Here is a 25,534-nt window from a genome sequence, read left to right on the forward strand (position 1 = left end):
CTCCGGGGAGAAGGTGCCGGCAGGCGGATGAGGGGAACCTACGGAGCGGCGAAGCCGCAGTCCTCGCTCCGTAGGGCCCCTCGCCCCAACCCTCTCCCCGGAGGGGAGCGGGAGCGCGTTTTGCGAATTCGTTCGCCCCATGAGACAGAAGACCACCATGCCCCCCACCACCGCCCTTCCCCCGCTGAAAACCATCCGCGCCGGCCTGCACCGCGCCACCGAGGCGCTGGCCGAGGAACTGGCCCTGGTGCGCCCGGGCGGCGTGCTGCCGGCGTGGAGCGAGCTGGAATGGCGGCTCGCTTCGGCGGTCGCCGCCGCGCATGGCGTGGCGCCGCTGCTCGATCGCTTCTCGACGTGGCAGCAACTGCCGTGGCGGCACTTCCTGGACGAACAACGCCGCCACGTGGCCGAGCGTCATCAGCGCATCGAGGCGCTGCTGCGCCGCATCGACGCGGCGGCGCGCGAAGCCCGCGTGCCGGTGATGGCGCTCAAGGGCGCGGCATTGCATGCGATCGGGCTGTACGCGCCGGGCGATCGGCCGATGGCGGACATCGACCTGCTGGTGCGCGGCCGCGACGTGGAGCGGGTGGGCACACTGGTGCGGGAACTGGGCTACGAATGCTCGTTCGTCATCTGGAAGCACCGCGTGTTCAAGCCCGTCGAAGGCCAGCCGTCGCCGGGCCTGGGCGAGCACCGCGACTCACCGATCAACATCGAGCTGCACACGCGCATCCACGAACGCCTGCCGGTCTCGATCGTCGACGTCACCGACACGATCTTCCCTGCCAAGCCGCATCACGGCCTCAATGCCTATCCATCGCACGGCGCGCTGATGACTCATCTGCTGCTGCACGCGGCCGGCAATGTCTGCGCCCGCACGCTGCGCCTGCTGCATCTGAACGACATCGCCCTGCTCGCCACACGCATGACCGCCGCCGACTGGGAGACGCTGTGGTCGGGCCAGACGCCCTGGTGGTCCTGGCCAGTCCTGCGGCTGGTGGCGCGCTATTACCGCAACGCGATCCCGGCGGCGGTGCTGGCGCGGGCGCGGCGCGACTGCCCGCCGTGGCTGCGCTTCGTCTCGCGCGACCAGACGCTGACCCGCGTGTCGTGCTCGAACTTGTGGCTGCAAGCCATGCCCGGCATCGAATGGTCGCGCAGCACCGGCGAGGTCGCGCGCTACCTCCGCCGCCGCCTGCGCCCGGATGGCGAGGCGGAGCGCGAGCGCAAGGACATGGTGCGCACCCAGTTGTGGCTGCAGGGACAGTCCTGGGTCACGCTGTCGCACGGCCGGCGCCTGATGCGGCGGCTCACGCATGCGGTGCCGCGCGTGGACACCTTGTACGTCGTGCGCGCCGCGCTGGGCGCGCCGGAGTGACGCGCGCGGCTGGCCTGCCCGGCTAGCGCGCCGCCACGCGGCGATAAAGCGCGTCGAACCGCGCGGCCGTGTAGGCGGCATCCTCGTGCAGCGCGCGGCGCTGCGCTTCGCGCGCAAGCCGCAGGCGTTGCGCTTCGTCGCCCAGCACCTGCCGGATCGCCCCGGCCAGCGCCAGCCAGTCGCCCGCGGGCACCGCCAACGCGGCGTCGGGTGCCCATTCGACGAGATGTCCTACCGCTGTGCCCACCGTGGGCACGCCGGCCACTGCGGCCTCCAGCAGCACCAGCGGGCCGGCTTCGTGCAGCGACGACATCACCAGCAGATCCGCGTCTTCCATCAGCGGGCGCAGTTCGCGCTGGGTCTTGAAACCGAGGAAGCGCACGCGGCCGTCGAGTCCCAGCTGCGTCGCCAAGCGCGGGATGGCGCCGTCCAGCGTGTCGACGCCGACCAGGTTCATGCGGAAATCCTTGCCATCCGCGGCCAGTACGGCCAGCGCGCGCAGCAGCGTGGGCTGGTCCTTCACCCGGTTCTGGCTGGCCACGTGCAGCAGCTTCGCCGGCCCCTCGCTCCGCGTGCGCGGCAGCGACGGCGGCCACGCCTCCAGGTCGACGCCCAGCGGCAGCCGCTCCGCCTCGATGCCGAGCGCGCGCAGCGAATCGATGATCGGCGCGCTCGCGGCGGTCACCGCCGTCGCGGCGCGCAGCGTCACGGCTTCGCGCAGACGGCTGCGCCAATGCAGGCGTCCGCCGTAGCCGATCGCGGGCAACGCAACCAGTTCGCCTCCGGCGATGTGCACCAGTCCCGGGCGCCGCAGCAACCGGGCCGCCGCGATCGCCACCAGGCTGCAATGGCCGGAAAAGATCGCCTGCACCGTGTCGAACGGCGCACGCCGATGCTCGCGCAGGATCGCCGCCACCGCCCGGGTACGCTGCCAGCCGTCGCCGATGTTGTGCACGGTCGCGCCGGCCAGCGGCCAGCGCCCGGGCTTCGCTTCCTGGCGCAGCGCGAACACGTGCACCTCATGCTCGCGCGCGAGGCGGGCGATCAGGCTCAGCAGTACGGGAATGACACGCTCTTCGCCGCCGCGGTCCACGCCGCCGGGCACCACCAGCGCGAGCTTCATGCCACGCTCCGCCGCGCCGGAAGCAGCGCGCCATACGCATCGGCCCAACGGCGGCCGAGCGCGCCGAACGACAGCTCGGCATCGAAATGCGCACGCACCCGCTCGCGCGAAGGTCCATGCGTGGCCATCGCCACCAGCGCCTCGGCCAGCTGCGCCGCATCGCCGGGTTGCCACAGGCGCCCTACGCCGCCGCCGGCAGTGAGGGCACGGAACGCGGGGATGTCGGTAAGTACCGGCGGCACGCCGCAGGCCATCGCTTCGAGCGCCGCATAGCCGCAGCTTTCCGAGCGCGAGCCGGAGACGAACAGGTCCGCCGCGCGCAGCAGCGACTGCACCTGCCCGTGCGGCACCGGACCGAGCAGGTGCACGCGCGACGCCAGCACCGGATCGGCAGCGATCCGCGCGCGCACCTCGTCCAGCAACGGCGCGTGGCCATACGCGCACCACAGGCGCAGTCCCGGCAGACGCCGTGCCGCGAGGGCCACGCCGTCCAGTACGGTCAGCGGATCCTTGTTGGCATCCAAGTGCCCTACCCACACCACGCAGGGGTGGCCATGCAGACCGGTCTGCGCGCGCGCCGCGGCAAGGGCGCCCGGCGTGAAGCGGCAAGTGGATTCCGGAATGGCGAACAAACGCGTCGCCGGCGCGAACAGGCGCGCCTCGGTGAAAGGGCGCGCCTGTTCCATCGAGGTGAACGTCACCGCCGACGCCGCGCCGAACCAGCGCCGCCAGCGCATGCGCCGCCACCAGCGCGGCGGCCGGTTGGCATGGTCTTGCAGCAGGATCGGCAGCCACGGCAGGCGCGCCGACAAGGCATGCGCCTGCCGCGCATGATCCAGCCCATGCACGTGCACGACGTCGGCACCCAGACCCGCCACTTCGGCGGCGAGCCTCCGCGAACCTTCGTCGCCCCGCAGCGGCAGGAAGCGATAGGCGATGCCATGGCGTTCGACGCGCGCGTCGCGTGCCGCGGCCTGGATGACCGAGACGCGCACGCCCGCGCCGGCCGCCGCCTCGGCGATGTCCGGCAGCGAAGGCCAGCGGTCCAGCAGGTCGGCCGGCGCCACGTCCTCGGGTGCCGGCACCAGGTTGAGCTGGGTGACGTGCACGCGCGCCTCCTCAGAGTCCGGAAACCTGCGGCATGCGCAGCTTCACCCAGCGGTTGGCCAGGTCCAGTTCCCACGGCCGGTCGTAGCGGCGAAAGCGATAGCGCCACGAGGCCATGGTGCGCAGACCGCGCTTGGCCCAGCCCGGCGTGCGCATGTCCTGCACCGTGGGATAGCGGCAGCGCAGCACCGTGACGAAGTCGTGGATGCGCTGCCGCAGCGCGTCGGTCAGCCACGGCGCGTCGGCGTGGCAGGCGTAGTCGACCCAGCGCGGCTGCGCCCATTCTTCCGGCGTGGACGGGAACACCACCGGCTCGCCGTGGAGATCGCGCAGCGGCATCGATGCGCGCTTGCCGCGGTCTTTTTCGTGGCGGCTGCTTTCCGGCAGCGGCGTATAGACATAGACGATGATCTCGGACGCGGGATTGATGCGCTTGAGCTCGCGGATGAACTCGAAGGTGTGCTCGGTTTCTTCCTCGGTGTTCTCCGGCGGCGCCACCATGAAGGACAGCTCCGGGATCACCCCGTGGCGCCGGCACAGCTCGGCCACGGCCAGCGTCTGGTCCGGCCGCGTGCCCTTGCGGATCTCCTTGAGCATCTTGCCGCTGGGCGACTCGGCGCCGATGTAGGCCATCTTCAGGCGGCTCTTGCGCACCAGCTCCCAGGTGCGCTCGGACAGGTTCAGCAGCGCATCCGCGCGCGCGTAGCACCACCAGGGCATTTCCAGCTTCGCCATGACTTCCAGCAGCGGGATCATGTCCGCTTCGCGGTCGAAGAAATTGTGGTCGAAGAACTGGACCGAATCCGCGCCCAGCTCGTACTTGAGATAGCCCAGCTCGCGCTCCAGCCGCTGCGCCGTCGGCAAGTGCGTGGCGCCGCCGAACAAGGCCGCCACGCCGCAGAAGGTGCAGCGGAAGCGGCAGCCGAGCGAGGCCTGGTGCGCCGCCGTACGCCGGCCGAGGAAGGTGCGCGCGAGGTAGCGCCGCGGATCGCCCAGCTTCTCGTACGGCAGCTGCCGCGCCGGGTCGTCCGGCGCGATCGGACGGCTGGCGTTGTGCACCACGCCGCCCTCGCCCTTCCACGACACGCCCGCGACGCGCTCCAGCGGCAGGCCCTGCCCCGCCAGCGACGCGACCAGTTCCACCAGGCTCTGCTCGCCCTGCCCGCGGATCGCGTAGTCGACATACGGCGCCGCCAGCGCCGCCTCGGTATAGAGCGTGGGGAAATAGCCGCCCCAGACGATCGGCAAGTCCGGCCGGTGCGCGCGGATCGCCTGCGACACGGCGATGGCCGGTGCGAGCTGCGGTCCGCCCATTACGCTGAGGCCGACCGCGTCGAAGCGTTGTTCGTCCAGCGCGCGCAGCGTCGCGCCCACCACATCGCGGTCGACATTGCCGTCCACGATGCGGCTACCGCCCTGGCGGTCCAGCGCCGAGGCCAAGTGCAACAGGGCCAGCGGGAAGCGCGCGCTCGCGCGCGAGGTGATGGTGGGATTGATCAGCAGGGTCTGGGGCATGGCGGTCGCGGCGCCTCAGCGGCGCCTTTGCAGGCGGAAGACCAGGGCCACCGGCACCGCGAGCGCGGCCGGGTCGAAACGCGCGCCGGGCGGGATGTCCCCGGGATCGAGCATCGGCTCGCGTACATCCTCGATCGTCAGGCCGGCGGCGGCGCAGGCGCGATGCCAGTGGCTGTAGAGATGCGGCGTGTGGCGCGCGGCGTAGCGTTGCCCGTCCACCTTGAAGTCGCGCAGCCAGCCGAGCGCATGGCCGATGGGATGGAAATCGCTGCACAGCACGGTGCCGCCCGGCCGCGTCGCGCGGCTCAGCTCGGCCAGCGCGCCGGCCAGGTCCGGCACGTGGCCGAGCACCAGGCCGCACACCGTGACGTCCGCCGTGCCGTCGGCCACCGGCAGGGACGCGACGCTGCCGATGGACAAAGCCAGCTCGGCCTGCGTGCGCACGCCGCTCAGTTCGGCCTCCGCGCGCGCCAGCATCGCCGCCGACAGATCGACGCCCGTCAGCCGCGCCGCACCGCGCCGCCGGGCATGCAGCAGATAGCGCCCGCTGCCGCAGCCGGCATCCAGCACCGCCTGGCCGCGCAGGTCGCCGGGCAGCATCGCAAGCATCACGCGCTCCTCCGCCTGCATTACCGGGTTGTGCGCATGCGCGGGATAGCTCTGCGCCCACAGCGCATAGGCGGCCTCGGGTTCGAGCAGGATGGCCTGGTTCATTCGCGCGCTCCCGCCGCGATGGCCGGCGACGCACCGGCATCGATCAGCCGCTCCAGCCCCGGCTCCAACGCGAGCAAGGCCGGGTCGGCAAGCGCGGCGGCGATCAGCTTGGGACGTCCGTCCAGCGTTACCGGCACCGCGTCGATCCCCGCGGCGGTGAACCAGTCGGCGAAATCCGGATCGGCGATCTGTGGCAGCCCGTCGCGCACGACGGCGCGCAGCTCGCTGCGCTGCAGGCCCACCAGATTCGCCGCGGGATCGCCGCCACGATCCTCCACGATCAGCAGATCGGCCGGCACGCCGGGAGCCAGGCGTCCGCGCGCCGGCAGGCGCAGGACGTCGGCCGCGCGCGCGGTGACCAGCGGCAACAGCGCGGCGGCATCGAGGCCGCTCAGCGCGGCGGCGACGCACAGCTCTTCCAGCAGATCGCGCGCGCCGCTCAGGCGCGAATCGCTGCCCAGGGCCAGGCGGCCGGCGGCATGCAGTCGCCGCGGATGGAGCGTGCGTCCGAGCAGCGCGAGATTGCTCGACGGACACCACACCACGGCGGCGCCTCGTTCGATGACGCGCTCGATGTCACGTGCGTCGAGGCCGACGCCATGGATCAGCACCGTGCGCGCGTCCAGGCAGCCGAGTCGCTCCAGTTGTTCCAGTTCGCCCTGCGCCACCGCGTCGGTGCCTTCGGCGAGATGGATCATCCACGGCGCGTCCGCCGCCGTAGCGTCGAAGCTCGCGCGCACGGGCGGGCCGTAATCCGGCCAGCCCAGCGCATAGGCCCAGCCGTGGCCGCGCAGCAGCGCCACCGGAAAGTCCGGAGCGTCGAGCGCGGGATGCCATGGATCGTGGTGTGCCACGCAGGTCACGCCGGCCAGCAGATTCTTCAGCGCCCCATGGCGCAGCCGCAGCGCCTTGGGCACGGCCAGCGCCGCGGCGACTGCCGGTTCGGCGAAGTGCGCCTGGAACGCCTCGATCCATGCGTAGCTGTTGGGAAACGGCGCGCCTGCCGGCAGCGGCGGCACCGCGTTGACGTGCAGGTGCTCGTGCGCATTGACCAGGCCAGGAAACACCAGATGCCCGCGCAGGTCGACGCGGAAGTCGCGCCACGCCGGCGCCTCCGCGAAGCATCCGTCGCGCAGCGCCAGCGGCGTGCGTGACGGACCGTCGGGCATCATCCAGGTCGCGCCGTGCAGGCTCGCGTCCATGTCAGCGCCGGCGCAGCACGATCAGGAAGTGATCGCCCATGTCGCGCAGCAGCGGCAGCGCGCCGAAGCGATCGTCCAGGCGCCCTAGCCGCTCGTACCCATCCGGTCGCCGGCGGTAGCGCTCGACCAGATAGGGCGGCGGCATGAACAGGCTCAGCGCACGGTAGCTCTCCAGCGCGAAGCCATCCGCGAAGGCGCGGTAGAACTCGCGCGGCAGGTAGTAGCGCGTCCAGATCGTGTGGCGGTTCATGCCCACCGGCGTCGCGCCGCGCGCGGCACGCACCATCGCGCGGCGGAAGCGCCCGCGGCGGACGTAATGCACCACTTCCCAGGGACAGATGCGCCCGATCACCGAGAACACCAGCATGCCGCCGGGCCGCACCAGGCGCGCGCATTGCGCGGCGACCGCAGGCAGGTCCAGCGCGCAGTTGAGCGGGCCGAAATTGGAATACATGCCATCGAAGGCGCCGTCGAACGACGCATCGAGCTTCGCCAGCTCCTGCACGCCGAGATGCCTGGCGTCGAGCATGGATTCCAGTCCCCCGGCGGCCGCGCGTTCGCGCGTGCGCTCGACCATCCGCGGCGACCAGTCGGTGGCCAGCACGCGAAAGCCGCGCCGCGCGAATTCGGCCGCGTCCAGCCCGGTGCCGCAGCCTAGGTCCATCAGCTGCGAGCCGGCGGGAAACAGGCGCTGCACGGTCTCCCACAGCGTCAGCCGCATGCGCTGGATCAGCTCGTTGTTGCCGCGCGGACCGTCGTAATCGGCCGCCACGCTGTCGAACGCGCGCTGCGTGTCGAGCAGGCGTGCATCGTCGTCGACCGGTAAGGCGAGATCGTGCGGGCTGCTGGTTTCCAACGGTGCTGCTCCTAGTGGGTGCGGTCTAGTGGGTGCGGTCTAGTGGGTGTGGTCTAGTGGGTGCGGTCTGGTGGCCGGTTCGGGGCGATGGCTGCGCGGACGGATGGATGAGGCGTTCGCCGGGGCGCCCCACCTTGGTCATTCCGGCGCAGGCCGGAATCCAGTGGCCTCGTCGAGGCTTTCGCGAAAGACGCAGACGTCGGCTCTTACGCACGCCGGGTCGTTCCGCGACTGGATTCCGGCCTGCGCCGGAACGTCGGTCGATGAGCAGCTCAGCCAGATCCGACGCCTATGGACTTCCGAACCGAGCCCTCACCATGCCGCCCCAGTGAGTGCCACTCACCCCGCCTTCGGTTGCTTCGCACGCCGGCGCGCATCGCCCGCCACCGCCACGAACAAGCCCAAGCCCAGTCCGCCCAGCACGCCCAGCCCCAGGATCAGCACGCGGTTCGGCGCGACCGGATGGTCCGGCTGGTAGATCGGCCACGGCATCGAGGTGTCGAAGGTGTAACTGGCGCTCAAGCGGGCGGTCAGGTCGTCCTTGGCCTGGCGAAGCTCGCGCACTTCGGTTTCCTTGCCGGCGAGCAGCAGGCCGGCGGCCAGCGCGGGCCCCTGCCCGCTCATGCTCTCTCGATTCCCCGCAGCGGCGCGCAGCCCATCGCGCGTGGCGGTCGCCTCGCGCAATGCCGCCTGCACTTCGCCGAGTCGCCCGCGCGCCTGCGCCAGCGGTTCGGCCAGCAGGCGCTGGTGGATCGCATGCAGCTGGTCCACCGTCGCCTGCGCCAGGCGTCGCGCGAGTGCCGGCGATGCGGCGCGCACGCTGATCTTGATCAGTCCCGCATAGAACGAGGGTTCCACCTTGAGGCTGCTCCGGTAGAGACCGCCCTCCGGCGACTTCAGCGGGATGCCGGCGCTCTGCAATACCTCGTTCTGGAACGCCACGGTCTGCAGGCGCTCGATCACGCGCTGGAAGGGTTCCGGCCGCGGGTCCTGTCCCGCGGGCTGGGTGGCGACCTGGCCTACCTGGACCCAGGCCTGCGCTTCCCAGCGCGGCTTGGCCAGCATCGCGTAGGCCACGGCCAGCGCCAGCACCGCCAGTGCGGCGACGGCGAAGCCGCGCCACTGGCGGACCAGGATCCGCCACAGGTCGACCAGATAGATTTCGTCACGTTGCATGGTCATCGGCTCGTCGGGGCATCGAGGAAAGAAGGAGCGGCACGCCGGTTCGGCAGCCAGGCGGCGAACAACTGCATCAGCAGGCACAGCGCGATGAAGCCCGCGCTCATGAAGGTGAAGGCCTGCGGCGCGAACGGCGCCATCGCGGCGACGTAGGCCATGCGCAGGAAGATCAGCAGGGAAAACAGCGACGGCGCGGCACGCATCCGCCGCACGCTCCACACCAGCAGCCCATACAGCGCCAGGATCGCGGCGAATGCGCCGGCCGGGCCCAGCGCCATCAGGAACGGGAAGAACTCCGTGCCGACGTTGATGGTGGGCGAGTCCAGCGGAATGCCCGTGCCGGCCGTCGCAATGGAGCCGCGCATCGGCACCAGCTGGTTCAGCAGGAAATCGGCGTTGACGTAGTGCTTGGCCAGGATCGAGGCAAAGTTGTACGGCCCGGCGCTGACATAGAGCAGCAACCACTTCACCCCCGGCGGCGACTCACGGTACAGCGCGCCGAACGGCAGCGTCACGCCCTCCAGCGGCCCCGAGCGCAGGATGCCCAGCACCGCGAACAAGACCATGCCGGCCAAGGCGAGGCCCGCTACGGCCGGCCATGGCAGGCGGCGTCCTTCCCCGCGCCGCATCACCAGCACCAGCCCCACGGAAAACAGCGAGGCGAAGATGCGGTTGCGGTCGATCACCAGGATCGGGAACACGATGCCGGCCAACACCAGCCCGTAGCGCAACCAGCGGTTGCGCGCGCAGAGCAGGCCCACCGGCGGCAGCACCCAGCACCATGCGGAAAGATGGCGGATGTGCTCGCGCCCGCCTTCCATCTGCGCATACGCCGAAGGCTTGTCGAACAATGGGATGGGAAACAGCACCAGGTCGAGCACGCAGAACAGCGTCACCAGGGCGCAGAAGGCGAAGGCAACGAAGGCCTCCCGCGTGCCGGCGTACTTCCGCTCCGCGATGCGCGCGAACGGCGGCAGGCGCGGCCCCGCCACCAGGTCGAACACCAGCACGGCCAGCGCCGCCGTCGCCAGCAGGCCGATGCCGCCCAGGTAGCCCTCGGGCATGTCGTAGGTGAGCAGGGTCGCCGCGCAGGCGAACAGCAGCGGCAGGCTCAGGTAGGTCGACGGGAAACGCAGCAGCGTTTTCATGCGCGCCTCGCCACCGGGTGCGGCGAGAGGTGCCGCAACTTCGACATGCCGCGCAGCGCCATGCAGGTCAGCAGGTGCAGGCCGAGCCGCAGCGGATGCCGGCGCAGGTACGCCACCTTCGCGCCGATGTAGTGCGCCTGTGCCTTCAGCAGCAGGCGGTCGGGACCTTCGAACAGTTCGAGGCGGCGCTCCGCGACGCGCCGCGATTCCGTGAGGTTGGCGATGCGTGTGGCGACGTGGCGCGTCTTGCTCAGGTTGGCATCGTGCAGGCGATACGCACACACCGGCGCGTCGACGAAACCGAGCGCGTCGCGCGCCGCCAGACGCAGGAAGAAATCCCAGTCGTCGATGCGCAGCTGCTCGGTCCAGCCGGCGATCTGCGCCGGCGCGTGGCGGCGCAGCAGCGCGACGGGCCCGCCGATCGCCCACTGCGCGATCACCGCGCGGCGGATGCCTTCGTCCGTCGCGTAGAGCCGCTTGTCGGCGCCGTGCAATTCGCGCATGCCGCTGCCATGCAGGCGGTTGCCGTAGCGGTCGACGACGATGGAATCGCCGATCGCCGCCGACTTGCCCGGGTGCGCCTGCAGGTAGCGCACCAGCAGCTGGGTACCGCCCGGCAGCAGGAAGTCGTCGCTGGCGCCGAGCCGGAGAAAATCGCCCCGCGCGAGCGAGGCCAATTCGTTGAGCGTGGCGGCGACACCGCGGTTTTCGCGCTGCCGGAAGGTGATCGGCAGCGCTCCTTCGTGCCGCGCGATCCAGCCGGCGATCTTGGCCGCCGTACCGTCGACCGAGCCGTCGTCGATCACCACCAGCTCCTTGGCCGGATACGCATCCTCCAGCACGCTGTCCAGGCAGCGCAGTACGAAGCGCTCGTGGTTGTACGCCGGGACGAGGATGGATACGAGCGGCAGGGTTTCGCTGGCCTGGGTCTCGCCGGTCATGGCTGGAGGCTCCCCAGGTAGCGCCGCGCCACCAGCAGGTTGAAGGCCAGGTACAGCGCGTAGTTCGTGGTGAAGGCGTAGACCGCGCCCACCAGCCCGAAGCGCGCGGTGAAGGCGAATACCAGCCCCAGGTACGTCGCCGCGAAGACGAACTCCGACAGCACGAACAGGCCGGTCATGGCCTTGGCCAGCATCAGGTACGAGAGGACGAAGGCGGCGATCTTGGTCACGTCGCCGATCAGCTGCGGCCCGTACAGCGCATTCGCGGCGCCGAAGTCGGCACTGAACAGCAGGCGCGTCACCCATTCCCGCGTCACGTAGATCAGCAGCGCCAGCACGGCGGCGGCCGGCAGCAGCTGGCGCCAGGCCAGGCGAATTTCCTTGCGCAATGCCTCACGCTCGTGGATCGCCGCCAGCTTCGGCAGGTAGTAGACGTTGATCGCGGTGGTGAGGAACAGCAGGTAGGCATCGGATACGCGGGTCACCGCCTGCCAATAGCCCACCTGCTCCCAGCCGAACTGCGCGGCGAGATGGTCGCGCACCGCGATGTTCACCAGCGGTGCGCACAGCGCCGAGCTGAGCGTCATCAGCGAGAACGTGGCCAGCCGCACGATCATGTCGCGGTCGAAGCCGGCCTTCAGCATGCCGAGGCGGAAATCCGGGCTGCGCCACCATGCCGGCAGGCCCACCGCCAGCCACAGCAACTGGCCCAGCACCAGGGCCAGCAGCGCGCCGTAAAGCCCAAGCCGCCACGATAGCCACGCCGCCAGCACGATGCTCAGCGCCGACCCGACCACCTGGATGAAGACCAGCCGGCGCACGTCCATGAAGCCATTGATCACCGCCAGCAGATAGTTGCTCAGGGCGATGCCCACCTGCGCGAACGCCAGCACCTTCAGCAGGCTTTCGTAGCGCGCGTCGTCCAGCAGCCACAGCGCGAGCTGCCGGCTGAACAGCAGCGCCGCCAGCCCCATCAGCACGGCGGCGCACAGCGCATAGGCCAGCGCCGCGCGCAGCAGGCGCGACAGCCGCTCGGGGTCGTCGCGATACTCCGCCACGTACTTCACGATCGCCGCGCTGATGCCGCCGCCCGCCAGTACCGCCAGCAGCGACATCAGGCTCATGAACTGCCCCAGCTTGCCCACGCCGTCCGGCCCGGCCGCCCACGCGACCAGCTTGACCACCACCAGGCCCGCGACGAGGCGCGCGGCGGTGCCGATGGCGCTGTACAGGCCGGCGCGCGCGATGTTCATGCGTCCGCCCCGAACGCCTGGCAGGCCGCGATGACCTGTCCGACCGCCGTATCGTCCAGCGCGGGCGACAGCGGCAGACTGAGCACTTCCGCGTGCAGCCGCTCGGTCAGCGGCAGACTCAGCTCCTGCAATGCCGCATAGGCCGGCTGGCGGTGCGTGGGCACGGGGTAATGGACCTGCGTATGGATGCCGCCTGCCTGCAGGTGGCGTTGCAGATCGTCGCGGCGCGCGCAACGCACCACGAACAGATGCCACACGTGGCCTTCTTCGCGCGGCACGGCCGGCAGGCCGATCGCGGGATGGCCGATCTCCTGGCGATAGCGCCGCGCCACTGCGCGCCGCCGCGCGATCTCCTCGTCCAGGTGCGCCAGCTTGACCCGCAGCAGCGCGGCCTGCAGTTCGTCCAGGCGCGAGTTCACGCCCTGGAACCGGTGCTGGTACTTCGTCTCGGAACCGTAATTGCGCAGCGCCGTCACCTGCCGCGCCAGTGCATCGTCGGCGGTGGTGACCGCGCCGCCATCGCCGAGCGCGCCGAGGTTCTTCGTGGGGAAGAAACTGAAAGCCGCCGCGTCGCCGAGCGTGCCGGCCTTGCGGCCATCCTGTACGGCACCGTGCGCCTGCGCCGCATCTTCGATCAGTAGCAGGCCATGCTGCCGCGCCAATGCGGATAACGAGGCCATATCCGCCAGCTGGCCGTACAGATGCACGGCGACGATGGCGCGCGTGCGCGGCCCGATCGCCGCCTCGGTGCGCGCCGGGTCCAGGTTGAAGCTCGCCGGGTCCGGCTCCACCGGCACCGGCACCAGGCCGCTCTGGCTTACCGCGAGGAAGGTGGCGATGAAGGTGTTGGCAGGCACCAGCACCTCGTCGCCGTCCTTCAGCATGCCCAGCTCGCGATAGGCGCGCAGGATCAGCGCCAGCGCATCCAGCCCGTTGCCCACGCCGATCGCGTGGCGCGCGCCGCAGTACGCGGCGAACTCGCGCTCGAATGCGGCCACTTCCTCGCCCAGCACGTACCAGCCCGAGTCGATCACCCGCGCGGCCGCGGCCTTCAGCTCATCGGCGTAGCGTGCATTCACCTGTTTCAGGTCGTAGAACGGGATGCTCATGCGAGCTCCCATTGATAGAAGTCGTGCACCACTGCGCGTGCTCCGAAGCGCTCCTTCTGCTCGATCAGCCCGTCGTTGAGCACGCGCCCGCCCTGCTCGGTGGAAATGCCGAAACTGAAATGGCGCTTGCCGGCGTAGACGGTCTCGATCAACCCCGCCAGCAGCAGGCTCAGCGCATGGCGCTGCCTGCCGCGCTCCGACGCCGCGAGGTACTGCGTGTGCGCGACGGGTCCCAGGTCGTAGACCAGCGCGGCGGCGAGCAGCACGTCGCCGTCCCGCACCTCGTGCAGCACGATCTCCCCGGGAAAGCGCGACTGCAGCAGGCGCAGTTCGGCCAGGCTGTGGGTGGGCGCGACGCCGTGCGCGCTCAGCACTTCAGTGAGCAAAGCATGGAAGGCCGTCAGGTCGCCGCCGCTCTCGACGCGCAAACCGCTCTTGCCCGCCTTCGCGATGGCGCGGCGGCGCTCGTCGGTGAAGCGGAACCCCTCCTGCAAGGCGATCACCGAAGACAGATCGCGCCGCACCAGCTGCGCGCCCAGGCGGTGCAGCGCGTACAGATCTTCTTCCGCGGGATAGGCATGGAACACGTGCGGCACGGCCTTGTAGAGCAGCCTCGTCGTACCGCGTCCGCGGTAGTGCCCGGCGATGCGCTCGAAGACCTCCAGCGCGGCCACGGCACGCAACGCGCGTGTGCTGATCAGGCCGCCGTAGGTCAGTCCGCCATGGCTGACCACCTGCGCGCCGTCGGCGCTGGCAGGAAACACGGCCACCACCTCGCCGTCCTTCTCCACCACCAGCGAGGCGTCGACGAAACGGTCGGCGTGGTAATCCATGTAGCCGCGCCGATGCAGCAGGTTGCCGTTGCGCGACCGGGCCACGGTGGCATCCCACGCACCGGCATCGGCGGGCGCGTAAGGCCTAACCGAGAGCATGCGCGCCCTCCGCAGGCACCACGTCTTCCGCCGCGACCTCGGCCACGCCGAAACCGTCGCGGCCCATGTCATTGCCGTTGTAGAACATCAGCAGCTTGCCGCCGTGCCGGACCAGCGCCGGATAGCACAGCGTGCGCGCATCCCAGCCCGCGGCCGAGGGCGCGATGCCCAGTGCATCGTCGCGGCGTTCCCAGTTCACGCCGTCGTCGCTGAAAGCCAGCCCCGGCAGGTAGCGTCCGGCGCGATCGCCCCAGGTGAAATACATGGCATAGCGCCGGCCGAGGCGATACACGCGCGGCCGGCCGATGCGGTACTCGTCGCCGCGCGGCCGCAGGCAGACCCGGTCGTGCCGCGGCATCGCGCGCAGATCGCGCGTCTCGGCGTAACGGATGTGATAGCGCGGATACGGCCGCCCCTCCAGGTATTCCCAGTCGTCGCCCACCGCGTACCACAGCCGCCACAGGCCGTCGGCGTAGTGCGCGCTGTGGATCGCGGCGATCGTGCTGCGTCCCGGCGCGCGGTCCAGGATCGGCGTCTCCTGCACGCGCCAGAAACGCTCGCCGCCGTCGGTGGAGATGGCCAGGCCGGAGAACGCCAGGAACTTGGCGCCGGCCACGCGCTGGAAGCCGACGTAGAACAGATGCAAACCGCCTGGCGCCTCGACCACGTCGCCCAGGATCATCCCGCTGTCGTCGAAACAGCCGCCGCGCCCGATGTCCAGCGCAGGCTCCGCGCTGACGCGCAGCACGCGGGTCGGATCGTCCGCCAGCACGTCGACGAAGCCGACGCGCCCCACGCCGCTCGCGTCGCGGAAGCTGGCGTACACGCGGATCGTGCCGTCGCCGCGGGCCCACGGTGTGGGCGTGAGCGCCGAATGGCTCATCCAGCCGCCGGCGCCGTGCCGCGCCACGTCGAACACCAGGCCTCGCTTGGTCCAGCCGCTCATGCGCGCTAGAACCTCACGTCCAGGCTGGAGCGGTCCGGCAGCGCGCGCGCCGGCGAGCCGACGTAGACCTTGCCCGGCTCCGTATCGCGCACCACCAGCGCGCCCGAGCCGATCACGTTGTCCGCCGCCACTTTCACGCCGTCGTTGAAGGTGGCGTTCACGCCCACGAAGCTGCTGGCGCCGATCTCGCAGAAACCGGAAATCACTGCATGCGAGGCGACGAAAACGTGGTCGTGCACCACCGTGCGGTGCCCGACGTGGTTGCCGCTCCACAGGATGCAGTTGTTGCCCACCGTGACGAAGGGCTGGATCACGTTGTGCTCGAAGATGAAGCTGTTCTCGCCGATCCGCGCGTTGCGCCACACGAATGCCCGGCTGCTGACGTAGCTGGCGAAGCGGTAGCCGCGGCGCTTGCCGTCCTCGTAGAAGCGGGTGCGCAGGCGATTGAGGCCGGTGGCGGGAATGGCGACGAACAGCTCGATGTCCCCCGGCGGATAGCGCGACGCCAGCTCCTCGTAAGGCAGCACGGGGCGGCCGTCGATCTCCGGCTCCGCCAGGTGCGCGCGCTCGACGCTGAAGGCGAGCACGTCATAGTCGCTGTCGTGCTCGAAGTACTCGCAGGCGATCCGCGCCATCTCGCCCGCGCCGATCAGCACCAGCGGCCGGCTCATGCGACCGCGCCTTCCACACGCCGGTAGCCGTTCGCCTCGCGCAGGAACTCGTCGTAGTCGGTGATGTAGTCGGCCGGATCGTAGAACTGGTCTGCCAGCACCATCAGTACGCAGTCGTCGCTGAAGTCGTAGAGCTCGCGCCACACCATGTCGCCGAGCAGCAGCCCCTGCGAGGGATCGTTCAGCACCACCTCCACCGGCCCGGTGCCGTCATCGAGCAGGATGGTGACCGAGCCGCGCACGGCCACCGCCAGCTGCCGCAGGTGGCGATGCGCGTGGCGGCCGCGATGCACTTTCGGCTGGGTGGCGAAGATGTAGTACACGCGCCGGATCTCGAACGGCACGTTGCGTTCCTCTTCCAGCGAGACGAGTTGGCCGCCGTGGTCGCCGTGCTGCTGGAAATGGATGCGTTCGATGTCCATGGGGGTGGCCCGGCGGTGGTGGCTGGTGGGGCGGTGTTGTGGATGAGTGCCGGGAGTGGGGGGAAAGGTTGCGTGTGCTGCTTGGTGGGCGATGGGTCGCTTTTTGTGTTTTCTGCGTGGGGTTGCATTGGCTGCGTGTAGGTGGGGAGCTTGCGAACCCCAGCGGGCGCTAAGGGTCGCCTCGTCCTTACTTACTCGTCATTCCGGCGAAGGCCGGGACCCCGGAGGCGACATGGCTCGGCTGTCGCGGCGTGGTCGCCAGTCGTGTCTCGCCCCTCCGGTGCGAGGGTTTCGCTCTCCTGCCGGAGAGCGAGTTACTTCTTCTTGCTTGCCCAAGAAGAAGTAACCAAGAAGAAGGGCACCCTGCGCGGCGCCCTCCGGTGGCCTTCGCCACCTCCGGGTGCGTTGAGGGCTGGCCGGGCTTTTCGATCGGGCATCCATGCCCGAATCGAAAAGGCGGGGACGTCCTGTCCCCGCCCGCCTGCGGCGGCCTGATCGTCCAGCCCTCACCGCCGCGAAGGGAACCCGGTAGAGCAAAAGCGAAGAGCAAACGCTCGCACTAGCTGTGCTTGCCTCGGTACCGCACTTCTCCTTCTCCCCTCCGGGGAGAAGGCGGGATGAGGGGCGGGGCTCGCGACAGCGTCGCAACGAAGCCGCCAAAAACACAAAACACATCACACATCCCCGCAACCTTTCTCCTCCCCGCCGGCACCTACCCCCCAACAACGCCCCCTCGCGGGAGCGATCGGATATCGAGGCGGGGAATGGCCGGATGATGCCAATGGACGAAGACAACACGCGCGGCGTGGTCGTCGAGGTGGAGTCGGCGCCCGTGGACCGAGCGGAAGGCGGAGCGCCGGTCTGTCGGCCGCGCAGTATGCGCCTCCTTCACTGGATCACGGCCGCCTGCGTGATCGTCGTGGCCGCTTTGGCGCTGATCCGCGACGAGACGGCTGGGCGGGTGGCGCGGCAGTGGTTGTTGGAGGGGCATCGGCATGGGGGGCTGTTGGTTCTCGCGCTGGTGCTCGTGCGCCTTGGCCTGCGCGTGCGGTTCGGGAAATTGCCGCACGTCGTGCATTCGCGCTTGCTCCGCGCCGCCGCGGTACTCACCCATGCCGCGCTCTACGCGGCCCTGCTCGCCATGCCGCTGATCGGCTGGGCGCTCAGCAATGCCGAGGACAAGCCAGTGCATCTGTTCGGGCTCACCCTGCCTGCGCTGGTCGCGGACGACGAGGACCTGGCCGACCGGCTGCTCGTCTGGCACCAGGACGTCGCGTGGGTGTTGCTCGCGCTGGTCTCGCTGCACGTGGCTGCGGCGCTCTGGCATCACTTCGTGAGGCGCGATGGCGTGCTGCGGTCCATGTGGCCCGCACGCCGGCGCTGATTTCCGTCAACCAACGACATGGACATGCAAGGAGATCCCATGCAGCCTTCGCCTCGCCGCCACCGACGACGCCCGCGCAACGCCTACGTGCTGTGCGGCGTGGGCGCGGCCGTCTCGCTCGCCTGTAGCACCGCACAGGCCATTCCGGCCTATGCGCGCCAGACGGGCTCGGCCTGCGCCGACTGCCACGCCGGCGCGTACGGACCCGCGCTCACCCCGTACGGCATGCGCTTCAAGTTGAACGGTTACACCGATACCGACGGCAAGGGCTTCAAGCTGCCCGTGGCCGCGCAACTCATCGGCACGCGCTCCGTGCCGACGCGCGGAGAAAGCAGCAACCGCCTTACCGAGGCGGACGTCTACCTCGCGGGCCGGCTCACCGACCAGATCGGCGGCTACGTGAAAGTGGAAACCGACAACGACGGACACAACAATTTCAATACGAAGCTGAGCAACGTCGACCTGCGCTTCGTGGCGAAGGAACTGAAGGCCGGCGGCAAGGACCTCACGCTCGGCGTCAGCGTCAACAACAGCCCCGGCTTCCAGGATCCGATCGGTGCCCTGCCCGGCGCGTCGACGCTGGGTCCGCCGGGCGTGACCGGCACCCTGCTGAACCTGTCCAGCGCCAACGCGCCCGCGAACCGCGTGATCGGCGCCACCGTGTACGGCCTCTACGACTCGAACTGGTACGGCGAGGTCGGCACGTACCGCTCGCTGCAGCGTTCGACGCAGGACCGGCTCGGCTACAACCCCAACGGCGACCCGGGCAAGCTGCACGACACCGGCTATGCGCGCTTCGCCTACATGCGCGACATGCGCCGCCAGTTCTTCTCCGCCGGCGTGGTCGCGCTGACCACCAAGCGCGAGCTGCCGCGCGGCGGCCCGCGCGACAATCTCACCGATCTCGGCTACGACCTCACATACCAGTTCCTGGGCAACCGCGAGCACATCGTGCAGCTGAGCTACGTGAACATCCTGGAGCGCCGCAAGTACGGCAGCACGCCGCCCAGCCCGGTGGCGCCCGGCGTGTTCGCCAAGCCGCGCGGCACGGTGCACGACCAGACCTTCACCGCCGCGTACACCTTCAAGCAGAGCTACACGCTGCTGTTCTCGCACCTGGTGAGCACCGGCTCGCAGGACGAGGCGCGCTTCATCCCGTATGGCTCGCCCGATACCACCGCCAACCTGATCAGCCTGTACTGGGCGCCTTTCGGCAAAGAGGATTCGTTCGCTCCCATGGCCAATCTCAAGCTCGCCGCCACCTGGTTCCGTTTCCGCCGCTTCAACGGCAGCCGCACCAACATCTTCGGCGCGCCCGGCACCAACGCCGGCGACCTCAATGCCTTCTCCCTCAGCGCGAGCGTGGCGTTCTGATGATGACGATCCGGCCCCGAATGACCTGGAACTATCGTCCCGCCACCTGCAGCCTGAAGCGAAACTTGCGGCATGCCGCCGTCCTGGTCCTCGTCCTGGCCAGGACCGCCGCCGTGCCGGCGTTCGCTGGCGACGCGGAAGCCGGCAAGGACGTCTTCAAGACCGAGTGTTCCGAATGCCACAGCATCAAGGAGGGCCGCAACAAGAAAGGCCCCAGCCTGTTCGGCGTGGTCGGACGCAAGGCGGCATCGCTGCCGGACTACGCGTACTCGGATGCGCTGCGCGGGCAGACCACCTGGACGTGGACACCCGAACAGCTTCACACCTATCTCTCGCAACCGGCGAAACGCGCCAATCCCGGCACCAAAATGAAATACGATGGCCTGAGCGATCAGCAGCAACTCGACGACCTGATCACCTACCTGAGCACCATCCACTGACGGCACGCGACATGTTCCTACGATCCCGCCGGCACGCCCGCCGCGCCGGGAAGCCGGCGCCGACGGCGCGCGTTTCCTGCCGGGCCGCCGCCCGCCCGGCGAGACGCGGCTGAGGGCGCGCCGTGGCGGAGCATCGAACCCCTGTCACGCTCCGGTGGCGATGGCTGACGCCTCTGCACATCCGGCCTGCCTTGTTCGCCCTGGCCGCAGCCGCGCTGCCGGCGCATGCCGGCAGCGACAACATCGGCGGCGGCCTCGCGCTCAGTTCGCAACTGGTCGACCGCGGCCAGGCGATCACGCCGGCCACGCCCATCGTGCAGGGCAACCTCGCCTGGTCCGCCGACGGCTGGGCATTGGGCATTTCCGGCAGCGCCCGCATCCATGCGCCGGGCGGTCATTTCGTGGAAGCCACCGCGCAGGCGGCCCGCTACTGGGCGCTGTCCGGCGACTGGTCGATGCAGGCGGGCCTGCTCTACTACCGATACCCCCGGTCGCAGCGCTTCTTCGACCGCGTCGAAACCGGCCTGCACTGGACCTACCGCGACGTGCTGACTTTCGGCCTCTCGGCCACGTCCACCCTGCACCGAGAGCGCGAGCACTGGCGCGAGGCGGCCGACGCCACCGTGCGCTGGCCGCTGACCCGGCATCTGTCCCTTTCGGCCGGGGTGGGCGTCGCGCGCTCCCTGGCGGACCCGTATCGGCCGTATCGTTACGGCCAGGCGGGCCTGGCCTGGACCCAGGGGGCGTGGCGCCTGGAAGTGCTGCGGATCGCCTCCGACCAGACCCTCCGCTATGCCCGTGGCTACCCGTCCACCGAGCCCTGGGTGGCCACCCTGCTGTGGACCTTCTGACCGCTGTGCAACCGGGGCAACCTTTCCGCGCCGAATCGGCACTCATGACGACAGCCCGCCACCACCCGACCGGTGCCCGACGCCCATGAACGACGCCGATATCGAAGCCGATGCCGCCGACCGCATGCTGCTGCAGCGCATGGCGGCCGGCGACCGCGTGGCCCTGGCCACGCTCTATCGCGGCTACCACGGCCGCCTCTGCCGGTTTCTGTCGCGCCTGACGCGGCGGCCCGACGTCATCGAGGAAGTCATCAACGACTGCTTCTGGATCGCCTGGCAGAAGGCCGGCAGCTTCCAGGGCGACTCGCGCGTCTCGACCTGGATCATGGGCATCGCCTACCGCTGCGGCCTGAAGGCGCTTCGCCAGCACGGCGACGAGCCGATGGAGGACGAGGCGCTGTATGGCGACCACGCGCCCAGCCACGATCCGGGCGAGGAACGCGAGCTGCGCGACTGGCTGGGCAAGGCCCTCGACTGCCTGACCGTCGACCAGCGCGTCGTGCTCGAACTGGTCTATGGCGTGGGGCATTCGCTCAACGACGTGGCGGTGATCATGCAGTGCCCGGTGGGCACCGTGAAGGCCCGCCTTTTCCATGCACGAGTAAAGCTGCGCAACGTCCTGCCGGATCTGGCCGGCGACCCGTCGATGCAGCTTGGGAGCGCACCATGAACCTTCCGACCCCGACCCGCCGCGACTGCGCCCGCGCCTGGGAAGCCATGCCATGGGTGCTGCAGCAGAGCGCCCCGGCCGAACAGGCCGCGTGGCTGGAAAACCATCTGGCCGGCTGCGCGTCCTGCCGCGCGGAATACGCGCAGCAGCAACGCCTGCGGCAGGCCATGCAGCTGCCCTCCGACGTGCCGGTCGACGCACACGCCGGCCTCAAGCGGCTGCTCGACCGCCTCGATGTGCACGACGCGGAAGCCGTTTCCACCGCCAAGACGCCGCTGCGCGCCCGCGCCGGCGGCTGGCTGGTGCGCGGCCTGGTCGCCGCGGTGCTGGTGCAGGCCGTGGGCATCGGCATTCTCGGCCTGAAGCTGCGGCAAGAAGAAGGCGCCGCCGGTTATCGCACCTTGAGCCAGGCCCCGGCCGTGCCGACGCAGGCGGGCGCGATCCACGTCGTGCCGGACGCCGGTATGAAGGTGGCCGACTGGAATGCGCTGGTGCATGCGCTGCACCTGCAGGTGGTCGGCGGACCCAACGACGTGGGCGCTTACACCGTGGTGCCTGCCGATGGCACGGCCGCCCGCGATGGCACCCTGCGCCGCCTCCGCGCCACCCCGGGCATCCGCATGGCCGAGCCGGTCGCCGACGCGCCATGAAGCCGGCGCGCTTCGCCATCGTGCTCGCCGCGCTCGCGCTGGCCGCGTGCGCAACGTCGCGTCCCGTGGCGGCGCCGCGCGATGCGGCGCCGGTCGCGAGCGCGACCGCGATGGACGGCGCCCGTGACATCATCCTGGCGGTCGCCAACCCGCTCGATCCGCCGGCGACGCACGCCGGCTCCAGCCTGATCGGCTATGCGCCATCGGCCCCCTACGGCTCGGGCCAGCGCGCCGCCGCGATGCTTGCCGATCTGAAGCAGCAATATGGCCTGCGCGAGCTGACCGGCTGGCCGATCAAGGCACTGGGGCTGTATTGCGTGGTGCTGGAGCCGCCGCCCGGCGTGGCGCGCGACGAACTGCTGAAGACGCTGGCGGAGGACGGCCGCGTCAAGCTCGCGCAACCGCTGCAGGACTACGCCGTCTACGCCGATAACACGCCGCCCGCGCTTCACCATTACAACGATCCCTACGCCGACCTGCAGCGCGGCTTCGTCGAAACCGATGCCGCGCGCGCGCACCAGGCCAGCCAGGGCCGCGGCGTACGCGTGGCCATCGTCGATACTGGCGCCGATCCGGCGCATCCGGATCTGCAGGGCCGCATCGCCGAACAGCGCAACGTGGTCGACACCGACGAAGCCGCCTTCGGCCGCGACGCGCACGGCACTGAAGTGGCCGGCATCATCGCCGCCGTGGGCGACAACCACCAGGGCATCGTCGGCATCGCGCCCGGCGCTACGCTCAGCATCTACAAGGCGTGCTGGTACGGCGTCGACCGTCGCGCGGGCGCGCGCTGCAACTCGTTCACGCTGGCCAAAGCGCTGGCGGCGGTGCTCGACACGGATGCGCGCATCGTCAACCTCAGCCTCGGCGGGCCGGCCGATCCGCTGCTGGGCAAACTGCTGGACGAACTGCTGCGCCAGGGCCGCATCGTGGTCGCCGCATTGCCGCCGGACGGTTCCATGACCGGATTCCCGGACGCCGCGCCGGGCGTCATCGTGGTGCGCTCCAGCGCCGTGGCGAACGCACCGCCCGGTGTGCTGAGCGCGCCGGGCAACGACATCCTCACCACCCAACCCGGCGGGGGCTACGACTTCACCTCCGGCTCGTCGATGGCGGCCGCTCACGTGAGCGGCATTCTTGCGTTGCTGCTGTCCATCGCGCCCGAGCTGGACGCGGCGTCGGCGCGCCAGCTGCTGGCCAGCACCGGCGGCCTGGCGAACGGCGTGCGCCAGGTGAACGCTGCGGCCGCCGTGCAGGCGCTGCGGGCCAATGCGCAGCGCGGCGCGCATTGAAGAGATGCGTACCGCCGGCGCGGACGCAGACCATGCGGCGCAGACCCGCCCCATGAAGAACCCTGGTCCGGCCACCGGCCTGCTCGGCGACACAGCCACGCGCGACTACGCCGCGAAACTGCAGCGCTTCAATGCCTTCGCCGCACCGGAACTGCGGCAGGCTATCGGCAGTCTCGAACTGCGCGCCGGCATGCGCGTCGCCGACGTCGGTTGCGGCACGGGCGAGGCGCTCGCGTGGTTCGCGGCGCAGGTCGGCGCCGAAGGCACGGTGGTCGGCATGGATCTCGCCGCCGCTCACGTCGCCGCGGCGCAGGCCACGGCACGGCAGCACGGCGCCCTGGCGATCCAGGCCGACCTGCTGCGTGCGCCGCTCGCGCGCGGCAGCTTCGATCTGGCCTGGTCGGTGAACGTGGTCAATCACCTGCGCGATCCGCTGGCCGGCATCGCCGCCATCGCCGCCCTGCTCCGCCCCGGCGGCCGCATCGCACTGGGACAGAGCTCGTTCCTGCCGGACATGTACTTCGCCTGGGATGCGCGGCTGGAACGGCTGGTCAACGAAGCGGTGCGCCAGTACTACCGCGACCGCTACGGACTCGACGAACGCGACCTCGCCGCCGTGCGCGCCACCGTCGGCCTGCTGCGCCGCGCCGGCCTGCGCCAGGTGCAGGCGCGCACGTTCATGCTCGAACGGCTGTCGCCGCTGCGGCCGGACGACGAGCGCTATCTGGTCGAAACCCTCTTCCGCGACACCTGGGGCACGCGCCTGCGGCCGTACCTCGCCGCCGACGACCACGACCTGCTGATGCGCCTGTGCGATCCGGCGCATCCGGACTTCGCGCTGCGCCGCCCGGATTTCCATTTCCTGCAGAGCTTCACCCTGGTGGTCGGCGAGGTTTGAGCGCGCGCGCGGCGCACGGCCTGCTCATGACTTGCCCCCCGACCATCCGCCGCCGAGCGCCTTGATCAGGCGCACGTCCGCCTCGCGCTGGCGCCGGGTCAACTCGGTGAGCGCAATGCGTTGCGTGAGACTGGCGTTCTGCGTGGCGATGACTTCGAGGTAGTCGCTGGCGCCGTCCTTGTAGCGGACCAGGGCCAGTTGCGCCGCGCGCACGGAAGCATCGACCGCGCGCTGCTGCGAACCCTGTTCGTCGGCCAGCACGCGCAGCGAGGCGAGGTTGTCCTCCACTTCGCGGAACGCCACCAGCACGGCCTCGCGGTAGTCGGCCGCGGCCGCGTCCTGGCGCGCCCCGGCGGCATGCAGTTCCTGCTTGCGGCGGCCGCCGTCGAACAGCGTGCCGACCAGTGCCGGGCCAATCGCCCAGAAGCGGCTGGGCAAGGCGAGCAGCGAAGGCAGGTGCGAGGACTCCAGTCCGCCCGTCGCCGACAGGACCAGATCGGGAAAGAAGGCCGATGTCGCTTCGCCCACGTCCGCGTTGGCGGCAGCCACGCGGCGTTCCGCGGCGGCGACGTCCGGCCGCCGCTGCAGCAACGTGGACGGCAGGCCGGCGGGAATGGCCGGCAAGACCAGCGGCGCATCGCTCGCGGGCAGGCTCAGCTGCGCCGGCGGCTCGCCGATCAGCACGGCGATGGCGTGTTCGCGCTGCGCGCGCCGTTCCTGCAGGTCGGTCAGCTGCGCCTGCGCGGCCTGCCATTGCGTTTCCGCCTGCTCCACGTCCGAGGCGGACGCGATGCCGCCGTCACGACGGATCCGCACCAAGTCGCGGGCGCGCGCGTAGTCCGCCACGGTCTGGGTCAGCAACGTGCTTTCCGCGTCGAGGGCGCGCAACTCCACATAATCGATCGCCAGCTCCGCCTGCATGGCCAGGCGCACCGATGCGAGATCCGCGGCGCTGGCCTGGTAACGCGCCTTGGCGGCGTCCACCTGGTGCCCGATGCGATCGAACAGGTCGGGCTCCCACGCCACGTCGAGGCCGGCGCTGGCGTCGGACACGGTCTTGCCGGCCAGCGAACGGCCTTCGACGTTCTGCGAGGTGTGGTTGCGATCGAAGCTGGCGCCGGCCGTGACGGTAGGCCAGTACGCCGACGACGCCACGCCAATCATCGCCTTCGCCTGTGCGAGCTCGGCCACGCTCTTCGCCACGGTCTGGTTGCCCACCGCAACCTTCGCCTCCAATCCATCCAGCACCGGATCGCCGAACAGCGCCCACCACGCGCCGCGATCGGCGGCGTCGCCGGGTTGCGCGGGCAACCAGCCCGGCGCGAGCCGCTGCGCGGTCGAGGCTTCCTTGAACCGGTCCGGCACGGCGACGGAGGGGCGGACATAGGCCGGGCCAGGCGTGCAGCCGGCGAGCCAGGCCAGCCCCACGCCAAAGGCCAGGCGCGGCAGGCCCCGCTTGATCGCATCGATGGTTTGCAT

Annotated in this window: 25 protein-coding genes; 9 read left to right on the top strand and 16 right to left on the bottom strand. The window is 70.4% G+C overall.

From position 1 onward, the window contains the following. Positions 1–157 precede the first annotated feature (157 nt). Positions 158–1,378 carry a nucleotidyltransferase family protein gene (locus tag RKE25_RS13060; RefSeq protein WP_311838540.1) on the top strand — a complete coding sequence of 407 codons (1,221 nt, stop codon included), beginning with the start codon at positions 158–160 and terminating at the stop codon, positions 1,376–1,378. A 22-nt stretch (positions 1,379–1,400) separates the two neighbouring features. Here the strand turns inward: RKE25_RS13060 and RKE25_RS13065 are convergent, their stop codons facing one another. The 15 genes from RKE25_RS13065 to RKE25_RS13135 form a co-directional block, all read right to left on the bottom strand. Further along, the gene (locus RKE25_RS13065) at positions 1,401–2,501 is read right to left on the bottom strand and encodes a glycosyltransferase family 4 protein (RefSeq protein ID WP_311838541.1); all 1,101 of its coding nucleotides are present in this window, start codon (positions 2,499–2,501) and stop codon (positions 1,401–1,403) included. Next, a complete protein-coding gene (locus RKE25_RS13070; RefSeq protein WP_311838542.1) occupies positions 2,498–3,610 on the bottom strand; it encodes a glycosyltransferase family 4 protein in 1,113 nt (370 codons plus the stop codon). The genes RKE25_RS13065 and RKE25_RS13070 overlap by 4 nt, the downstream gene beginning before the upstream one ends. A gap of 10 nt (positions 3,611–3,620) precedes the next feature. Next, positions 3,621–5,123: a radical SAM protein gene (locus RKE25_RS13075; protein WP_311838543.1), complete on the bottom strand. Its 1,503-nt coding sequence runs from the start codon at positions 5,121–5,123 to the stop codon at positions 3,621–3,623. Between the two features lie 15 nt (positions 5,124–5,138). After that, positions 5,139–5,837, bottom strand: a complete 699-nt coding sequence (locus RKE25_RS13080; RefSeq protein WP_311838544.1) for a class I SAM-dependent methyltransferase — start codon at positions 5,835–5,837, stop codon at positions 5,139–5,141. Continuing rightward, positions 5,834–7,039 (bottom strand): amidohydrolase family protein, encoded by a 1,206-nt coding sequence (locus tag RKE25_RS13085; RefSeq protein WP_311838545.1) that lies wholly within the window; start codon positions 7,037–7,039, stop codon positions 5,834–5,836. Before RKE25_RS13085 ends, RKE25_RS13080 begins: the two co-directional genes overlap by 4 nt. 1 nt (position 7,040) lies before the next feature. Continuing rightward, positions 7,041–7,895, bottom strand: a complete 855-nt coding sequence (locus RKE25_RS13090; RefSeq protein WP_311838546.1) for a class I SAM-dependent methyltransferase — start codon at positions 7,893–7,895, stop codon at positions 7,041–7,043. Between the two features lie 339 nt (positions 7,896–8,234). Beyond that, entirely contained in the window at positions 8,235–9,071 is an 837-nt protein-coding gene (locus RKE25_RS13095) for a Wzz/FepE/Etk N-terminal domain-containing protein (protein WP_311838547.1), read from the bottom strand. Positions 9,072–9,073: 2 nt separating this feature from the next. After that, complete coding sequence (locus RKE25_RS13100) at positions 9,074–10,222, bottom strand: hypothetical protein (protein ID WP_311838548.1); 1,149 nt, start codon at positions 10,220–10,222, stop codon at positions 9,074–9,076. Continuing rightward, positions 10,219–11,163 (bottom strand): glycosyltransferase family 2 protein, encoded by a 945-nt coding sequence (locus RKE25_RS13105; protein WP_311838549.1) that lies wholly within the window; start codon positions 11,161–11,163, stop codon positions 10,219–10,221. The genes RKE25_RS13100 and RKE25_RS13105 overlap by 4 nt, the downstream gene beginning before the upstream one ends. Beyond that, positions 11,160–12,416 (bottom strand): O-antigen translocase, encoded by a 1,257-nt coding sequence (locus tag RKE25_RS13110; protein ID WP_311838550.1) that lies wholly within the window; start codon positions 12,414–12,416, stop codon positions 11,160–11,162. Before RKE25_RS13110 ends, RKE25_RS13105 begins: the two co-directional genes overlap by 4 nt. Further along, complete coding sequence (locus tag RKE25_RS13115) at positions 12,413–13,525, bottom strand: DegT/DnrJ/EryC1/StrS family aminotransferase (RefSeq protein WP_311838551.1); 1,113 nt, start codon at positions 13,523–13,525, stop codon at positions 12,413–12,415. Before RKE25_RS13115 ends, RKE25_RS13110 begins: the two co-directional genes overlap by 4 nt. Then, positions 13,522–14,457: a GNAT family N-acetyltransferase gene (locus tag RKE25_RS13120; RefSeq protein WP_311838552.1), complete on the bottom strand. Its 936-nt coding sequence runs from the start codon at positions 14,455–14,457 to the stop codon at positions 13,522–13,524. The genes RKE25_RS13115 and RKE25_RS13120 overlap by 4 nt, the downstream gene beginning before the upstream one ends. Then, positions 14,444–15,403 (bottom strand): hypothetical protein, encoded by a 960-nt coding sequence (locus RKE25_RS13125; RefSeq protein WP_311838553.1) that lies wholly within the window; start codon positions 15,401–15,403, stop codon positions 14,444–14,446. Before RKE25_RS13125 ends, RKE25_RS13120 begins: the two co-directional genes overlap by 14 nt. 5 nt (positions 15,404–15,408) lie before the next feature. Continuing rightward, positions 15,409–16,074 (bottom strand): acetyltransferase, encoded by a 666-nt coding sequence (locus tag RKE25_RS13130; RefSeq protein ID WP_311838554.1) that lies wholly within the window; start codon positions 16,072–16,074, stop codon positions 15,409–15,411. Further along, positions 16,071–16,496 carry an FdtA/QdtA family cupin domain-containing protein gene (locus RKE25_RS13135; protein WP_311838555.1) on the bottom strand — a complete coding sequence of 142 codons (426 nt, stop codon included), beginning with the start codon at positions 16,494–16,496 and terminating at the stop codon, positions 16,071–16,073. The genes RKE25_RS13130 and RKE25_RS13135 overlap by 4 nt, the downstream gene beginning before the upstream one ends. A 781-nt stretch (positions 16,497–17,277) precedes the next feature. Between RKE25_RS13135 and RKE25_RS13140 the strand changes: the two genes are divergently transcribed. The 8 genes from RKE25_RS13140 (at position 17,278) to RKE25_RS13175 (ending at position 24,055) form a co-directional block, all read left to right on the top strand. Beyond that, positions 17,278–17,880, top strand: a complete 603-nt coding sequence (locus RKE25_RS13140) for a cytochrome b/b6 domain-containing protein (RefSeq protein WP_311838556.1) — start codon at positions 17,278–17,280, stop codon at positions 17,878–17,880. Positions 17,881–17,919: 39 nt separating this feature from the next. Then, positions 17,920–19,254, top strand: a complete 1,335-nt coding sequence (locus tag RKE25_RS13145) for a cytochrome C (RefSeq protein ID WP_311838557.1) — start codon at positions 17,920–17,922, stop codon at positions 19,252–19,254. A 20-nt stretch (positions 19,255–19,274) separates the two neighbouring features. Continuing rightward, positions 19,275–19,694, top strand: a complete 420-nt coding sequence (locus tag RKE25_RS13150) for a c-type cytochrome (RefSeq protein ID WP_311838558.1) — start codon at positions 19,275–19,277, stop codon at positions 19,692–19,694. Positions 19,695–19,885: 191 nt separating this feature from the next. Next, a complete protein-coding gene (locus tag RKE25_RS13155) occupies positions 19,886–20,545 on the top strand; it encodes a hypothetical protein (protein ID WP_311838559.1) in 660 nt (219 codons plus the stop codon). Positions 20,546–20,630: 85 nt separating this feature from the next. Then, positions 20,631–21,215: a sigma-70 family RNA polymerase sigma factor gene (locus tag RKE25_RS13160; RefSeq protein ID WP_311838560.1), complete on the top strand. Its 585-nt coding sequence runs from the start codon at positions 20,631–20,633 to the stop codon at positions 21,213–21,215. Then, positions 21,212–21,865: a zf-HC2 domain-containing protein gene (locus RKE25_RS13165; protein WP_311838561.1), complete on the top strand. Its 654-nt coding sequence runs from the start codon at positions 21,212–21,214 to the stop codon at positions 21,863–21,865. Before RKE25_RS13160 ends, RKE25_RS13165 begins: the two co-directional genes overlap by 4 nt. Next, positions 21,862–23,157, top strand: coding sequence for a S8 family serine peptidase (locus RKE25_RS13170; RefSeq protein WP_311838562.1), 1,296 nt, complete (start codon positions 21,862–21,864; stop codon positions 23,155–23,157). The genes RKE25_RS13165 and RKE25_RS13170 overlap by 4 nt, the downstream gene beginning before the upstream one ends. A 52-nt stretch (positions 23,158–23,209) precedes the next feature. After that, positions 23,210–24,055: a methyltransferase domain-containing protein gene (locus tag RKE25_RS13175; protein ID WP_311838563.1), complete on the top strand. Its 846-nt coding sequence runs from the start codon at positions 23,210–23,212 to the stop codon at positions 24,053–24,055. 24 nt (positions 24,056–24,079) lie between these two features. Here RKE25_RS13175 and RKE25_RS13180 read toward each other — a convergent pair whose 3' ends face one another. Next, entirely contained in the window at positions 24,080–25,534 is a 1,455-nt protein-coding gene (locus RKE25_RS13180) for an efflux transporter outer membrane subunit (RefSeq protein ID WP_311838564.1), read from the bottom strand.

This window comes from Dyella sp. BiH032, assembly GCF_031954525.1.
GTDB lineage: Bacteria > Pseudomonadota > Gammaproteobacteria > Xanthomonadales > Rhodanobacteraceae > Dyella_D.